We start from the raw sequence: 16,259 nt of genomic DNA, 5'->3' as shown, positions 1-16,259 counted from the left end.
CCGCGTTTTTTTATGTGCCACTTGGCTTTGCCAGGCCGATTCAGTCGAACCGGCCGCTGGCGTGGGCGAGCATCGTGTAGACCTTGCCGGTTTCCGACGTGAGGTACGTCTTCGTCAACATCGAGTCGCGGTCGTCGCGGGAGACTTCGGCGAGCAGGCGCTCGAACTCCTCCACATAACGGTCGACCGTTTGCTTGAACTCGTCGTCGCGGCGGTACTTGCGGCGGATCTCCTCGAAGGTCTGCTGACCCTGAAGGGTGTAGAGGCGACGGGTGAATACGTTGCTCTCACCGCGCTTGTAGCGGTCCCATAATTCGACAGCGGCGTCGTGATCGATCATGCGGGCGATGTCGACAGAGATCGAATCGAGGGATTCGAGGCTGTTGACCCGCGAGCGATCAGGGCGGCCCGCGGTCCGTGCCGGCTCTTCTTCCTCATCGCGCGAGGCGCGGTTCAGAAGATCCGACAGCCAGCCGCCACGCGCGCCGGCCTCACGAACCGGAGCTTCATCACGGCGCGGAGCCGGGCGTTCCGCCGCAGGCTGGACCTGACGAACGGGAGCCGGGGCCGGAGCGGGAGTCGGAGCCGCCACGGGGGCGGGGGCCGGAGCAACCTTCTGCTCGACCTGGCGCGCCACGGTCTGGACCGGGGCAGGAGCGAGAGCGGGAGCGGGAGCCATCACGCGCGGCTCGGGAGCCACTGCTACACCGGAGACAGCTGCAACCGGAGCCTCGTTCACGCGGCGCGGCTGAACCGCCGGAGCAGCATCCACCACGCGGTTGGAGCGGGAGACCAGAGCAGACAGCTCGTTGAGAGCCTTGATCTGGTCGGCGACGACGCGGCGCATATTGGCCGTCGTCTCCTGCGTTTCCTGCGGCAGCTCGACGACACCGCGGCGGAGTTCCGCCCGGGTGGTCTCAAGCTCGCGCTGGATCTGGCCCGTCATGCCGCGCAGTTCGCCCATGGTGTCGCGGAACTTGCCCGTGGCGTTGTTGAGCGCCTCGGCCATCTCGGCCGCAGCCTGCTCGTAGGCCGTGCGGAGTGCAGCGGCGGTCCGCTCGCCTTCCGCGCCGGTCGAGGTGCGGATGCGTTCGAACTGCTCCCCGATGGCATGGGTCGTAGCCTGAGCCGTATCCGCGAGGACGGTGCCGATCTGGCGTGCCTTGTTCTCGGCGTTCTGCAGCGAGCCTTCCACCAGCGCGCTGAAGGTGCGGGTGACGGTTTCGAGATCCTGCGAACGCTCGTTGATGCGGCCGAGAAGCTCGTTGAGGGCGTCCTGGCGGCCGCCGAGCGCCGTGCTGATGCGGGCCTCGACGCGCTCCAGGGCGGAGGCAGCGTCGGTGAGGGTCACCATCTGCTCGCGGGTGCTCTCCGTGAGCGCACGGCCGCGCTCCTCCAGGCTGTAGGCCAATTCGGTGGCCTGCTGGATCGCGCCGGAGGACACGCCGCGCAGCGCATCGACCTGATCCGCGACCTGATCGGACGCGCGGGCCGTCTGGGAGGCGATTTCCGACAGGAGGGTTTCGATCTGCTGGACACGTCCGGCAAGACCATCCTCGATGGCGCCGAGATTGCCGCTCGCGCTGGCCGAGACCTGCTGGAGCAGGCCGTTGGCGTCCTGCAGGCGGCTGAGCACTTCCGTCAGCTCGTTGCGCAGGCGGGCATTGGTCTCCACCAGGGTTTCGACCGAACGCGCCGTCCCGTCGTCGATGGCGGCGCGCATGGCCTCCGTCGACTGCATGTAGGACGAGGTCAGCTCCATCGTGCGATCCTGGAGCGACGACAGCATCGTGCTGCTGCGATTCTGCAGGCTATCGATGACCGCGTTGCTGCGCTCTTCGAGGCTGCGGAGAGTCGTCTCGCTGATGGCCGCGACCTCGCGGCCGATGGCGTCGCCGCTGTCGTTGAGGCTCGCCACGAGGGACGCGCCCTGCGTGTCGAAGATGCCGCGGATCTCGCCGATCTGGTTGCCGAGCGAGCCAAGCACTGCGTGACCCTTCTGGTCGATCGTTTCCGCGACACTGTCGAGGCGGTTGACGACGCGATCCTCGAAGAGGGCGACGCGCTGGTCGAGGGTCGTCGCGATTTCTTCCGCGCGGTTGCCGAGCGTCTGGTTGATCTCGAAGGCGCGCGCGCCCAGCGTTTCGCTGATCAGGTCGGCCTTGAACGACAGCGTTTCGGCAATCACGCCGCTCTTGGCGTCGAGAGCCTGAGTGATCTCGTCAACGCGAGTCTGCAGACCGTGCGCGACATCGCGCCCGCCTTCCGCCATGACGCGGGCCATTTCGCCGGTGCGCACCACGAGCGCCTCATTGAGGGCCGACGAGCGGGCGCTGAGGGTTTGGTCGACGCGATCCACGATGGTGTCGAAATTCGACGTGATCTCCGTGGAACGGCGAGCAGCGTGCTCTTCGAGAGCGGTGAGCTGAGTCTCGATGGCGCTTGTGGCTTCACGGGCGCGCTCGGAGAACGCTTCGGCCATCGTGCGGCCCTGCACGGTGATAAGACGCTCCATCTCCTCGAAGCGGCCGCCGATCGTGTCGGTGAGGCTTCCCACGTCGCGGGAGATGCGCTCGGCGACCTCGCCGCCACGGCCCATGACGTCCTCGAAAGCCGCAAGGCGCGAGCCAAGGGTTTCTTCCATCTCGCGGCCACGGGTGTCGACCGTGTTCGCGAGGCTGTCCGCCGTGCGGGTAAGAGCTTCGTTGACGCGTGCCCCTTGCGTCGCGATGGCGAGAACGATGTCCTTGCCGGTATTGGCGAGACGGGAATGCGCCTCATCCGTATGGAGACTGAGGGTTTCGGAGAATTCCTGACCGCGCGTCTGGAAGGCGGTCTGGAACTCTTCCACCTTCTCGCCCATGAGGGAGGTGATCTTGTCGCCGGCCTGCGAGAGGCTGATCTCCAGGGCCTGGCCTTGGACCGTTACGGACTCGCTCACGCGCTGGCTTGCGGTCTCGAGACGGTTGGCAAGGTCTTCGACGCGGTTGCCGATGGCCTCATCCGCCAAGCGGACGGCGCCTTCGAGGTGCTCGCGCACTTCGCCGCCACGCTGAGCGATCTCGCGGGTGACCTCGGACGCGGTCGCCGCAAGGCGGTCGCGGAACTCATTGCCGCGCACGACGATCTCGTCCACGACCTCGGTGCCCGTGCTGGCGAGCTGGTCGCGCAGTGTGCCGCCGCGCGAGACGATCTCGCTGACGATTTCGGTGCCCGTGCTCGCGAGTTGGTCGCGCAGCGTGCCGCCGCGCGAGACGATCTCGCCGACGATTTCGGTGCCAGTGGTCGCCAGTTGCTGGCGAAGCGTGCCGCCGTGCGTAGCAATCTCTTCCACGACTTCAGTGCCGGTCGCGGCCAGTTGCTCGCGCAGGGCGGTGCCACGGCTGGCGAGCTCTTCGATGAGAGAACCTGCCGTCTCCGAGAACTCGGTACGCAATGTGCTGCCGCTTGTGGACAGCTCCTGCACGATCGAAGCGCCGGTCGCGGAAAGCTGCTCGCGCACGAGGCCGCCACGCGTCACGATCTCTTCGCTGACAGCCGAGCCCGCTGCCGCGATCTGGTCGCGCATTTCGGATGTGCGGGCTGAAATGTCCTCGGCGATGACATTGCCGGTCGCTGCAAGCTTCTCGGTGATCTCGCTGCCGCGCAGCGCAAAGCTTTCTTCCAGAGTGTGCGCGGTGCTCTCGAAAGCCTCGCGCACGTCGTTGCCCTGCTGAGCCAGCGCATCGATGACGCCTCGGCCGGTCTCGGCGAGGGTGCGCGTGACTTGGCTTGCGCCGTCCTGAAGGTGGCGGGTGAGAAGGTCGCCGGTGCGCTCGAATGCGCCGGTGATGTCCTGCGCCTTGCCCTCGAGGGCACTCGTGATGGTGGTGCCGACGTCGGCGATGCCTGCCTTAATGTCTTCGCTGGTGCCCGAAAGGCGATCGACGAGTTCGACGCCACGGCTCGCCATTTCCTCGACGACCCGCTCGCCGGCCCGACCGAGAGCCTGGGTGATCTGCTCACCGCGCTGCTCGAGCGAACCCGTGACCCGGTTGCCCGCGCCGTCGACGGCGGAGACGACACGCTCGGCGGCTTCATCAAGGTCGCGGGTGAGGTTCTGGTGAGACCCGGTGATGGCGCCGCGCACACGCTCCGCGCTCGTCACGATGGACTCGCGCTGGGTGACAAGTTCGTCGATGAGCGAACGGATACGGATCTCGTTATCGGAATAGGCGCGCTCCAGGGTGGAAATCTCGCTGCGAACGAGGGTTTCCAACTCACCGGCGCGGGCGAGAGCCCGCTCAACGCCATCGCCGACGGCCGCCACTTCGCGGCGCACCGCCTGCGACACGGAGAGAACCGCGTCGGTCGAGAAACTTTCCGGCTGAGCAAGGCGAACAGCGACTTCGCCGACGGCGCGAGCGACGAGCTTCATCTCCTGCGAGCGAACGGTCAGCATCGCGGCGATAAAGAACAGAATGATCGGCGCGACCAGCAAGACCGCTCCGATCGACAACTGCGCCGGGGAGAGGGTCGCGAGCAATTGGTCAGGCGTGCTGACACCTTGCGAGTAGACCAGGGCGGCGGCGCCGCCAAGCCAGAGGAGGGAGGCCAGAGTCGCCATGTTGTAGGCGAAGCGCGAGGGGCGGACCTGAAGGGCTTGCAGCATCACGCCGACGTTCTGACGGTCGTCGTTGGCGACGGCATCCCGGTCAGGGGCGAGGAAACCGGAACGAGAGACGTCATCCGCCTTGCCGTCGCGGTTTTCCGCGCGCTTCATTGGAGCCTCCGGCTCGAGGCCGAATGGCCCTCTGGTGAAATCGTGATCTTCGATATCCGGCAATTTCAAGCCGTTTCGGGACGCGAGTGCATCCAGATCTTCCGCCATTGGAACATCGATGGTCTCATCGAGGTTGAGCGCCTGCTCGACCGCCGACAAGGCCGCCTCAGCCGGGTCTTTCATCTTTTTCTTTTCGCTCGCCATGATCCGCCTCGTGACGCACTGATCTGGGTGAAGCCGATCACATTTCGCCCCCATGACGTGAATGCGCGGCGTCAGCCCGACCCGGATGTACCCGTTAAGGTGCTTCCGGTGGAAACCTACTATTTACCAAGCAATTTTAGCGACGGGCCCGGGGGATTGAAACCCAATATCCCCTGTCACTTGCGAACGTCGTTAACGGCTCGGTAACCAGGGGTGCCGGTCAAAATATGGCACAAAGATGGCAAACCATCCGGCACTGTCTCTCGTTTTCCGGCGCGCCTTGAATTAAATATGCGCTGATAGCCAGAGGTCCGCAATGATCAACATTACATTCATCGATTCCGAGGGCACGTCCCGCACCGTCGAAGCCGAGGAAGGTTCGACGGTTATGGAGACCGCCATTCGGAACGGAGTTCCAGGGATCGAAGCGGAATGCGGCGGCGCATGTTCCTGCGCAACCTGCCACGTCTATGTGGCTGAGGAATGGGAAGCGGTCACGGGGCAGCCGCAACCGATGGAGGAGGACATGCTTGACTTTGCGTTCGACGTCCGTCCGAATTCGCGACTGTCATGCCAGATCCGTGTTAGGCCAGAGCTCGATGGCCTCGTCGTCCACACCCCCACGCGGCAAGGCTGATCTGGGAGATTTTCATGTTCAAGACGATCCTGGTTCCCGTTGATCTCGGCGAAATCGACGCCTCGAAACCCGCTATCGCCAAGGCGGTGGAACTCGCGCAGGGCGCGGAAGGCACTCTCCGCCTGATCTATGTCCGCTCCATCGTTCCGGTCACCTACATGGAATTCATGCCGCCGACCTTCGACGAGGAGGAGCAGAGCGTGTCCGAGAAGAAGCTCGCCGATCTCGCCGCGAGCGTGGATTTGCCTGCCGAGCGGGTTTCCGCCGTGGTGCGGCTCGGTTCGGTTTACAACGAAGTGCTGGACGAAGCCGAAAAGACCGGTGCCGATCTCATCGTCATCGGCTCCCACCGGCCGACCATGGCGACCTTCCTGCTCGGCTCCAATGCCTCGACCATCGTGCGCCACGCCAAGTGCTCGGTATTGGTGGTGCGCGCCTAAACCGCGCTCGGGTTCGCCCAAAGGTGGACGACGCATCCAAGGAGCGCCGTCCACAAACGCCGTGGATCGGCGGATCATTTAGCCCCACCATGGAACGCAACTAGCCCCCTGCATGCTCGCGGTCCGAGGGGGGAATGCCGCAAGGACCCGCCGCCAACTCACAGCCGCAGGACTCATCGAGAAGAAATTCGCGCATCGCGACCACTCGGGCATCGTTCGCGATCGTCTTGGGCCAGAGCGCGACATATGTCTTTGACGCCAGCATCTTGATGTCGCCGAAAGGTCGGACCAGTCGACCGGCGGCGAGCTCCGCATCGACCATCGGGGAGCGTCCAAGCACGAGACCGGCCCCGTCGATCGCGGCCCGAAGCGCCAGGCCGAAATGGCTGAACTGGGGGCCGTATGGCTCTACCCCTGTAAGGCCGAGATGTTCGAGCCAGACGTTCCAATCAAGCTCTGGCCGCAATGGATGAAGGCCGGAACGGGGATAGCCATCCTCTCGCAGGAGGGCGTGGCGCTTCAGATCTTCGACCTGAAAACCTCCATCTGCGTTGAGTAGGGCCGGACTGCATACGGGAAATACCTCTTCGCGGACCAGGGGCATGCTGGTGGCCGTGAGCATTGCCTGGGAAGGCGGTTGAGCCGCGATGGCGAGGTCGACGCCGTCGCGTACGAAATCCGGCAATTCCTCCATGGCAGCGATCCGAACCTCGATCCGGGGGTGACGCGTCGCGAAACGGCCAAGACGTGGGACGAGCCACCAAGCCGCGAAGGATGATGGGGCCGCGACCGTCAGAGTGCCAACCTGACCGCGCGTCCTGACCCGCTGCACCGCGGTGCGCATGCGCTCGAGGCCATCTGCGAGGCCGGTGAGAAGGAGTTGTCCCTCGTCGGTCAGTTCGATGCCGGGATTTTTGCGCCGAAACAACCGGCATCCGAGCTGTTCCTCCAGCTGCCGCACCTGATGGCTGACTGCGCTTTGAGTGACCGCGAGTTCTGCCGCCGCTTGGGTGAAACTGAGATGACGCGCCACCGCCTCGAAAGTTCGCAGCCATTGGAGCGGCGGAAGAAACGAGGGGCGGTCAGTCAAGATGATCCTCATGAAAAGCGCTCATGCGCAGGTGAGGAATGACCATTCGCCACCCTCTCCATCACCAGCCTAACTTGGCATTTTCCCCGGTGCAAGAAAGGGCTGTCATGAGGAAAGGTTATGTTCGGGAGGTCTTCCGCATTGTCCGCGAAAGGGTCGGTCGGCGCGAAACAGGGATGCTAGATCCAGCGAGTTTGAGCGATTATCTCTTGCGCGACATTGGAGCCCGCAGGGAGGTTCCGAGTCGGATGGAAGCGTGGTGGCGCATCGACCGGCCCACGCGCGAGCCTTTGTTTACAGACCTGCCCTGATGCAGAGGAATTCGCGGGCGTCGTTTTCGCTTGAACGCTTTCAGGAAGCGCCCGGCAGCAGCTCCACTGGCGGTGCGTCCGGTCGGAAGGGACGGGGCTTGTTGAGCCGGACCATCGGTTCGATCTGCCAGATACCGACCGTCGCGAACAACCCGCCGAGCAGCGCGACGTTCGTCGCGCCCATCTGGAAGGCTCGCCAGATCAGATAGGCCATGGCGAGCAGAGAGCCGGCGGCGAGCAAGCTGGTGAAGAACCAAATTCCCCAAGGCTTTCCGGCCATGAAGCGCGCATCGGGATTGGCGCGGGCGATGGCGCTCAGAAGCTGTTGCGTGAAGGCCCGGTACTCGTCGGTCATCTGCTCTGCCTGGACCAGATTTTTCCAGTTGAGCGACGTGAAAGTGAAGGTCTTGCCGTCCTTCATCGTGACCCGGGTCCGAAACGCACTCTGCGCCAGCCGTCCCGGCTCATAAGTCATGCGCACGGTTTCCACCGCGCCGAGCCGGACCTCCTGCACTTTGCGGCCCGAATCCACGGTCAGCCGGTCGCCCTTCAAGGCGAAGCTGATCGGCCCGCCCACTGGGCGCGGGCTGTGCTGATAGGTCTGCTTCATCGGTCTAGCGTACCAGTTCCCGCATCGCGTGATCGATGCCTTCGAGATTGAGCGGATACATGCGGTCCGAGAAGAGCTGCCGCACGATCGAGACGGATTGAGTGTAGTCCCAATGGGATTTCCTCACCGGGTTCAACCACACCGCCTTATGGAAATGGCCCAAGAGGCGCTGAAGCCATATCTGACCGGGTTCCTCGTTCCAATGCTCCACGGAGCCGCCTGGCATGATGATTTCGTAGGGGCTCATGGAGGCATCGCCCACGAAGACCACGCGGTAATCGGACGGGTAGGTGCGGATCACGTCGAGGGTCGGGATGATCTGATCGAAGCGGCGGCGATTTTCTTTCCAGAGGTTTTCATAGACGCAATTGTGAAAATAGAAGTGCTCGAAATGCTTGAATTCGAGCCGCGCGGCCGAGAATAGCTCTTCCGCGGCCTCTATGTGCCAATCCATGGACCCGCCGACATCGAGGAACAGCAGAACCTTCACCGCATTGCGGCGCTCGGGCCGGAGACGGACATCGAGATAGCCCCTGTGGGCGGTCTCGTGGATGGTCTCGTCGAGATCGAGTTCCTCCGCCGCGCCCGAACGGGCGAAGCGGCGCAGGCGTCGAAGAGCGATGCGCATATTCCGGACGCCGAGTTCGACATTGTCGTCGAAATCCTTGAACTCGCGCTTGTCCCACACCTTCACGGCGCGGAAGTTGCGGTTCTTGTCCTGCCCGATGCGGATGCCTTCGGGGTTGTAGCCGTAAGCCCCGTAAGGCGAGGTGCCGGCGGTGCCGATCCACTTGTTGCCGCCCTGATGGCGACCCGTCTGCTCCTTCAGCCGCTCTCTCAGCGTCTCCAGAAGTCTGTCCCACCCCATCGCTTCGATCTGGCGCTTTTCTTCATCCGTCAGGTAGCGCTCGGCGAGCTTGCGGAGCCATTCCTCGGGGATCTGCGCTTCCTCGACGGCCTGACCCAGGCTCTCGATGCCTTTGAAGACATGGCCGAAAACCTGATCGAACTTGTCGAAATGGCGCTCGTCCTTCACCAGGCAGGCGCGGGAGAGATAGTAGAAATCCTCGATCTTCTTGTCGGCGAGGTCCTGATCCAGTGCTTCGAGCAGCGACAGGTATTCCCGCAAGGATACGGGAACCTTCGCTGCGCGCAGCTCTGTGAAGAAGGTCAGGAACATCGCTCACTTGCCGACCGTGCGCCGCGCCCGGAATTCCGCCCGTGCGGGATCCCGCTTGGGATTGCTCTTGCGCAGGATGGCCCGGAATTCGTCCCGCCGCTCGTGGATCGAGGCAATGACGAGGCCCATGGGCACGCCGATATCTGCGAGAACCGCCTCGCTCAGTTGCAGCGAGGCTTCGATGGTCTCGGGCACGGCGTCGTCGACCCCGAGCTCGTAAAGCTGCGTCGCGTGCCGGGCGTCGCGGGCGCGGGCGACGATGGTGATGTCGGAACGCTCTCCCCGGGCCGCCGTCACCACGCCTTCGATGGCGGTCGGCGTATCCAGGGTCACGACCAGAGCCGGGGCGCGGTCGATGCCGCAAGCGCGCAGGAACTCAGGGTACGAGCCGTCGCCGAAATAGACCTGCTTGCCGGCCTTGCGTTGCGCCGCGACGCGGGCGGGGTCGATGTCGATGGCCAGATAGGGCACCTTGTGGCGCTCCAGCATGTCGGCAACGAGCTGTCCGACGCGCCCATATCCCGCGACGATGACGCGGCCGACCTCGTCCGCAGGCGGCGGCGTCGCGGTTTCCGGATCGAGCGCGCGCTTCCGTTCGAGGCGTCGGCTCAAGGGTTTTCCGGCGCGGGCGAGGATGGGGATGGCGACCATCGTCAGCGTCGTCACGAGAAGAAGGCTCTGGCCGACATCGATGGGAAGGATGCCTGCGGCCATCGCGCTGCCGACGATGACGAGGCCGAATTCACCGCCGGGGCCAAGGAAAAGGCCCATCTCCGCGGATTCGGCGGCATTCAGACCGAACGGGCGCGCCAGCGCGAAGATGATGACGCCCTTGATGACGATCAGCAGGGAGGCGACGGCCAGGATCAGGAAGGGCGCTTCGAGAAAGCGAGAGAGATCGAGGCGCATGCCGACCGAGACGAAGAACACGCCGAGCAGCAGGCCTTTGAACGGCTGAATTGTCGCATCGACGGCGCGGCGATATTCGGTCTCGGAAAGCAGGACGCCCGCGATGAAAGCTCCAAGCGCCATCGACAGGCCGCTCACCGCCGCGATCAGACTCGTCACGAGCACCACGAGCAGACTGGCCGCCATGAAAAGCTCGGGGCTTTTCGTCGCGGAGACGAGCTGGAAGAACGGTCGCAGGACGAGGCGTCCGAGCCCGACGAGAACCGCGAGCGCCAAAGCGGCCTGCAGCAGCGCGCCCGCGAAAGACGACATCGTCACCTCGGGCTGGCCCGTATCGAGCACCGCGATGGTGAACAGAATCGGCGCGACGGCGAGATCCTGGAAGAGCAGGGCTGAGAAGCTGGCGCGTCCGACCGCCTTGTTGAGCCGTTTCTGCTCCGCCATGACTGGGATCACGATGGCGGTCGAGGATAGGGCGAGCGCGAGGCCGACGATGGCGGCGGCCGTCACAGTGCCGACCGCCTTGAACACGAGGAGGCCAAGCGCGAGCGCGCAGAGCGCGACCTGAAGCGATCCAAATCCGAACACCAGTCGTCGCAGAGTGCGCAGGCGCTGCCAGGAGAGTTCGATGCCGATGGTGAAGAGCAGGAACACCACGCCGAATTCGGCAAGGTGAGACGTCTCTTCCTGATTCGAGAGGGTCAGCCAGTTGATCCAGGGATAAGACGGCACCAGCCGCCCGAGGCCGTAGGGCCCCAGCAACGCGCCTGCGCCGAGAAATCCGAGCACCGGGCTGATTCTCAAACGGTGGAAGAGCGGAACGACGATTCCCGCCGTCGCCAGGAAAAGAATGGGTTCTTGATAAGAATGCAGGTCTAGCGCGACTGCCATAAGCTCCGTCCGGTTCCAGCCATCATGAGTTCACGAAGGGCCCGAGCGCAAGGTTGAATTCTGTGCATCTTGAAAAGCTTAGCCGCATATCGATGCACAGAGGATGAACGCTTGGCGCAGTCTCGGCGCGAAAGGGAACTTTTTCTCGCCTGCTTTGTCGCGGTCCGTGGAGAACGGGGTTCTGGTGTCATGGCTGGCTTTGTGCCGGCCATCTCGATTGGACGAGCGCCTCACGGATCGAGATCACCGGGACGAGCCCGGTGATGACAAGGAAGGAATGAGGCGCGGGAAGGGGATCTACGGTAGCCGCCGAGGCTGGACGTGGATCCTCTTCCCCTCAGCTTCGCTCCGGCCGGGGATGATACCCGAGTGTCATTCCGGGACGGCCCACCGGGCCGGGCCCGGAACCCACAAACACTGTCATGTCAGGATGAAGCGCGAGCATTCCGCCTTGTCCGGGCACTGTGGCGGTTATGGGCTCCGGGCTCCGCTGACGCGGCCCCGGAGTGACAAGGGAGGGTGTCCGGTCCGGGGCTGTGCTTTACGAACAAGGCGCACCGCTCTCCGCGCGATCGCTCCTCCCCCTTGCGGGGAGGTGGGGGGTCGGAAAGTCAGAGCCCGCGGTTGGGGAGCGGCGTACTCCGGCGGATACCATGCCCGCATTCCGTCATCACTCACCCGGTCGAACCACCCCCACCCCTGACCCCTCCGCGAGGGGGAGGGGAAAGAGGGGCCCGCCTCGGTTCGCCTGAGCGTTCGATGGCGGGCGCCCTCTTCACCTCTCCCGTTGCGGAGAGGCCGAGCGAAGCGAGGGTGAGGGCTTGCGCCTTATCCGAAAGAGGGCGCAACCCCTCACCCCAACCCTCTCCCGCCGGGAGAGGGAGCAGGCGCGCCTCGTGATGGCCTGCGGCGGGGTCCAGGGTGTCGACAAGGGATGTCAAAGAACAAGCGCCTTCGGGCTTGGGGCTGAAAAAGCCCCAAGCCTGAGAAGCGATCGAGGGTGGCGCGACGTGCGGTCCGGCTCGATGATGGCGATGAGATGTGAGAGCCGGCTGGCACCTCGCGCACGGTTCTTTTAGGCGGACAGGCGGCGTTGGCTCCAACAGCTGCCCGTGGCGGACACCGTCTGCGAGAAACGGGCGGCCCCGGACCAACCTGAGCCCTCGGCACAGCCTGGGCCTCCCGCCGAATGGGGTTGCGTACCCCCACTCGCGGGACCGTGCCCGACCCCACAATCACGACGCCTCGCGAGCGCGCCCCTCGGTGGGTCGGGACAGGAGGAGAGATAGCCAAGGTTGGGAATAATGTCAAGAACAAAAAGAGAACATGCTGCCGTCATTCCGGGGCGGGCCGTAGGGCCGGGCCCGGAACCCAGAACCGCTGAGCTTTCCGAACAACGCGCGCGACAGCCGTTGCTTCTTTATCCGCAACCGTCAGCGTTTATGGGTTCCGGGCTCCGCTTTCGCGGCCCCGGAATGACGGGAGGCTTGGAGGGTGATTGACAACGGCTAGCCGGTCTTATTTGGTTGCAACAATGAAACGTCCCGTGCTTGCCATCCCGTGAGCTACTCCGTCTACATGCTGGCCAGCCGCCGTCACGGAACGCTTTATCTCGGCGTCACCAACGACCTGTCGCGCCGGGTCGGCCAGCATAAATCCAAGATCATCCCCGGCTTCTCGGCCCAATACGACATCACGCGTCTCGTCTGGTACGAAACCTACGAGCGCATCGATGAAGCCATCGCGCGGGAAAAGAGCCTCAAGACGTGGCGGCGGGATTGGAAGATCAGGCTGATCGAAGAGATGAATCCGGATTGGTCGGATCTCTATGCGACGCTGAACATGTAGCTGTTGCGCTCACCGCATCGTCATTCCGAGGCCGCGCAAGCGGAGCCCGCATCCCATCAAACACCAAGCGTTACGAACAAGACGCAGCGATGACCGTTGCGTCCTCTTCTCAAACGTTGGCGGTTATGGGTTCCGGGTTCGCCCGTGGCGACCCGGAATGACTGGGGGCAGCAGGTCGCCTTACCCTAATGTCGCCAGCGCCTGCGCCAGATCGGCCACCAGATCGTCCGGGTGCTCGATGCCGATGGAGACACGGATGGTGGCGTCGGAGACGCCGAGGCGGTCGCGGGTCGCTTTCGGCACGCCGGAATGGGTGGTCGACGCGGGATGCGAGATCAGCGACTCGGTGCCCCCTAAGCTCACCGCGAGCTTGAAGACCTGGAGCGCGTTCAGCACCTTGAAGGCCTCCGCTTCGCCGCCCTTCACGTCGAAGGAGAAGGTCGAGCCGGGGGCGTCGCATTGGGCCTCATAGACGTGCTTCGCCGCCGAGCCTTCGGGCAGGTAGGCGAGGTGGTGCACCTTCACGACGCTCGGATGCTCGTGCAGGAAGCGCGCGACGATTTCCGCGTTGCGGTTCGCGGCGTTCATGCGCAGCGCCAGCGTTTCGAGCGAGCGGCCGAGCATCCAGCACGAATGCGGGTCGAGCTGAGTGCCGATGGCGGAACGCAGCAGGCGGACGGATTTCATCAGCTCCTTGGAGCCGAGCGCCGCGCCTGCGATGAGGTCCGAATGGCCGCCGACATACTTTGTCAGTGAATAGACCGAGATGTCGGCCCCGTCGCGCAGCGGCTTCTGGAAGAGCGGGCCGAGCAGGGTGTTGTCGCACACGATGATGGGACGATGACCCTGGGCCGCGCCGATTTCCTCCGCGATTTTGCGGATCAGGGCGACATCGACCAGGGTGTTGAGCGGATTCGATGGCGTTTCGATCATGATGATCGAAACCCGGCCCTTTCCTTGCGCCTCCTTCGCCGCCGCGCGCATGCCGACCCCATCGACGCCATCGGCGAAACCGACCGCCTTGATGTCGAGATTGGCAAGCGTCTTGGCGATCAGGGTCTCCGTGCCGCCATAAAGCGGCTGCGAGTGGAGAATCACGTCGCCGGGTTTGGCAAAGGCGAGAATCGTGGTGGCAATGGCCGACATGCCGGAGGAAAACAGAAGGCCCGCTTCCGCTTCCTCGAAAATGGCGAGGCGGTCCTCGACGATTTCGGCATTCGGGTGGTTGAAGCGGGAATAGACGAGGCCGGCGGTCTCGCCCTTCGGCGGCTCGCGGCGTCCGGCCACATAGTCGAAGAATTCCTTGCCGTGCTCGGCGCTGGTGAACACGAAGGTCGAGGTGAGGAAGACGGGCGGCTTGACCGCGCCCTCCGACAAGGTCGGATCGTAGCCGTAGCCGAGCATCAGCGTCTCTGGCTTGAGCTTGTGATTGCCGATTCGGTCCTTGTGGTAACGGTTATAAGGCATGGGGCGCTCCTCTGCTTCGTTATTGGCTTACTCTATGAGCAGAGTTGCCGAAAGGCGATGACAGGTCATAGGGTCGTGACGAGGACAAGGAAGGTGGGCATGGCGCGTTTCGCGGGCACTGAATCATATGTGGCAACCGAGGACCTGACGGTCGCCGTCAACGCGGCGATCGTGCTGGAACGCCCGCTTCTGGTGAAGGGAGAGCCCGGCACCGGCAAATCAGTCCTTGCCGAGGAAATCGCCAGGGCCCTCAACGCGCCGCTTTTGACCTGGCACATCAAGTCCACCACCAAGGCCCAACAGGGGCTTTACGAGTATGACGCCGTTTCGCGCCTGCGCGACAGCCAGCTCGGCGATCAGCGCGTGTCGGACATCCGCAATTACATCAAGCGTGGAAAACTGTGGGACGCCTTCGCCTCCGACGCGCGGCCGGTTTTGCTGATCGACGAGATCGACAAGGCGGATATCGAGTTCCCGAACGATCTCCTGCTCGAACTCGACCGCATGGAGTTCCATGTCTACGAGACCGGCGAGACGATCCGTGCGGTCAAACGGCCCATCGTCATCATCACGTCGAACAACGAGAAGGAATTGCCGGACGCTTTCTTGCGCCGCTGCTTCTTTCACTACATCAAGTTTCCCGATGCCGAGACCATGGCCCGGATCGTCGAGGTGCATTATCCCGGCATCAAGCGCCGCCTGATCGAGGAAGCGCTCAAAATCTTCTTCGATGTCCGCGAGGTGCCGGGCCTCAAGAAAAAGCCGTCCACCTCGGAGTTGCTCGATTGGCTCAAGCTTCTGGTTTCCGAGGATATCGGCCCCGAGCAATTGCGCGAACGGGACACCCGTAAGCTCATTCCGCCGCTTCACGGGGCGCTGTTGAAAAACGAGCAGGATGTGAGCCTTTTCGAAAAGCTTGCCTTCATCGCGCGGCGGGAAGGGCGCTGAACCAGTCATGCGACGTCTTCTCCTTCTTCGTCACGCCAAGGCCGACCGGCCCCCGTCCATGCTCGATTTCGACAGGCCGCTCGCCAAGCGCGGGCAGGCGGCTGCCGTCTCGATGGGGAAATACCTCAGAGACGAGAAGCTGCTGCCCGATCTCGTTCTGGTGTCGCCCTCCAAGCGCACCGAGCAAACCTGGAAATCCATCGAGCCCTATCTCGGAGACCCAGAGTCCCGTCGCGACCGGCGCATCTACGAGGCCACGGTCGCCACGCTTCTGAAGGTCCTGCACGAGGTCGAGCCTGAGAGCCGCACCGTGCTGATGATCGGCCATAATCCCGGTTTCGAGGATCTGGCGCAGATTCTCATCGGCCATGGCGACCGGGATGGTCTTCAGCGGATCGGCCTTAAATACCCGACCGCCGGGCTCGCGATCATCGACTTCTCCCATGGCAGCTGGGCCGAGTTGGGTCGGAAGGAGGGGCGTCTCGAACGCTTCGTCACGCCGAAATCTCTCGGCGAGGGCGAGGACGACTAGGCCAGAGTCAATGACGCCTTGGGACTAAGGAGGGAAAACGAGCATGAAGCAGAGCGGATCGCAGAACAGCACGTCTCCCTCTGAGCTGATAGACGCGAAAATCGAGGAGCTCGGCGACTGGCGGGGCGAGATGCTCAGCCGGCTTCGTGCCTTGGTCAAAGAAGCCGATCCCGACGTCGTCGAGGAGTGGAAGTGGAGAGGGGTTCCGGTGTGGTCGCACGGCGGATTGATCTGCACAGGCGAGACTTACAAGAGCGTCGTGAAAATGACCTTCGCCAAAGGTGCGGCTTTGTCGGATCCTTCGGGCCTCTTCAATTCCAGTCTTGACGGGAACACGAGGCGCGCGATCGACTTTCGCGAGGGCGAGACGATAAACGAGGAGGCGTTGAAGGCTCTCATTCGCGCCGCCGTGACCCTGAACAGATCCTGA

Annotated in this window: 12 protein-coding genes; 6 read left to right on the top strand and 6 right to left on the bottom strand. The window is 63.7% G+C overall.

The annotated features are described in order from the left end of the window. Positions 1-40: 40 nt before the first annotated feature. A complete protein-coding gene (locus I2H38_RS08750; RefSeq protein ID WP_196271472.1) occupies positions 41-4,966 on the bottom strand; it encodes an apolipoprotein A-IV repeat region-like domain-containing protein in 4,926 nt (1,641 codons plus the stop codon). A gap of 316 nt (positions 4,967-5,282) precedes the next feature. Between I2H38_RS08750 and I2H38_RS08745 the strand changes: the two genes are divergently transcribed. Continuing rightward, complete coding sequence (locus I2H38_RS08745; protein WP_196271471.1) at positions 5,283-5,603, top strand: 2Fe-2S iron-sulfur cluster-binding protein; 321 nt, start codon at positions 5,283-5,285, stop codon at positions 5,601-5,603. Positions 5,604-5,617: 14 nt separating this feature from the next. Beyond that, positions 5,618-6,043 (top strand): universal stress protein, encoded by a 426-nt coding sequence (locus I2H38_RS08740; protein ID WP_196271470.1) that lies wholly within the window; start codon positions 5,618-5,620, stop codon positions 6,041-6,043. 100 nt (positions 6,044-6,143) lie between these two features. Here the strand turns inward: I2H38_RS08740 and I2H38_RS08735 are convergent, their stop codons facing one another. The 4 genes from I2H38_RS08735 to I2H38_RS08720 form a co-directional block, all read right to left on the bottom strand. Then, positions 6,144-7,145 (bottom strand): LysR substrate-binding domain-containing protein, encoded by a 1,002-nt coding sequence (locus tag I2H38_RS08735; protein WP_196271469.1) that lies wholly within the window; start codon positions 7,143-7,145, stop codon positions 6,144-6,146. 339 nt (positions 7,146-7,484) lie between these two features. Next, positions 7,485-8,054 carry a hypothetical protein gene (locus I2H38_RS08730; protein WP_196271468.1) on the bottom strand — a complete coding sequence of 190 codons (570 nt, stop codon included), beginning with the start codon at positions 8,052-8,054 and terminating at the stop codon, positions 7,485-7,487. A gap of 4 nt (positions 8,055-8,058) precedes the next feature. Further along, positions 8,059-9,234, bottom strand: coding sequence for a vWA domain-containing protein (locus I2H38_RS08725; RefSeq protein WP_196271467.1), 1,176 nt, complete (start codon positions 9,232-9,234; stop codon positions 8,059-8,061). Positions 9,235-9,237: 3 nt separating this feature from the next. After that, positions 9,238-11,034, bottom strand: coding sequence for a cation:proton antiporter domain-containing protein (locus I2H38_RS08720; protein WP_196271466.1), 1,797 nt, complete (start codon positions 11,032-11,034; stop codon positions 9,238-9,240). A gap of 1,560 nt (positions 11,035-12,594) precedes the next feature. On the opposite strand from I2H38_RS08720, the gene I2H38_RS08715 reads away from it, so the two are divergent. Then, entirely contained in the window at positions 12,595-12,882 is a 288-nt protein-coding gene (locus I2H38_RS08715) for a GIY-YIG nuclease family protein (protein WP_196271465.1), read from the top strand. Between the two features lie 180 nt (positions 12,883-13,062). On the opposite strand, the gene I2H38_RS08710 is transcribed toward I2H38_RS08715, so the two are convergent. Beyond that, entirely contained in the window at positions 13,063-14,349 is a 1,287-nt protein-coding gene (locus tag I2H38_RS08710) for a cystathionine gamma-synthase family protein (RefSeq protein ID WP_196271464.1), read from the bottom strand. Positions 14,350-14,448: 99 nt separating this feature from the next. On the opposite strand from I2H38_RS08710, the gene I2H38_RS08705 reads away from it, so the two are divergent. The 3 genes from I2H38_RS08705 to I2H38_RS08695 are packed head-to-tail and all read left to right on the top strand — an operon-like array spanning position 14,449 to position 16,259. Continuing rightward, the gene (locus tag I2H38_RS08705; RefSeq protein ID WP_196271463.1) at positions 14,449-15,297 is read left to right on the top strand and encodes an AAA family ATPase; all 849 of its coding nucleotides are present in this window, start codon (positions 14,449-14,451) and stop codon (positions 15,295-15,297) included. A gap of 7 nt (positions 15,298-15,304) precedes the next feature. Beyond that, entirely contained in the window at positions 15,305-15,829 is a 525-nt protein-coding gene (locus I2H38_RS08700) for a SixA phosphatase family protein (protein WP_196271462.1), read from the top strand. Between the two features lie 43 nt (positions 15,830-15,872). Next, the gene (locus tag I2H38_RS08695; RefSeq protein WP_196271461.1) at positions 15,873-16,259 is read left to right on the top strand and encodes a DUF1801 domain-containing protein; all 387 of its coding nucleotides are present in this window, start codon (positions 15,873-15,875) and stop codon (positions 16,257-16,259) included.

The organism is Microvirga alba, assembly GCF_015694465.1.
In the GTDB taxonomy this organism is placed as follows: Bacteria; Pseudomonadota; Alphaproteobacteria; order Rhizobiales; family Beijerinckiaceae; genus Microvirga; species Microvirga alba.
This window is presented reverse-complemented; position numbering and strand designations above follow the sequence as displayed.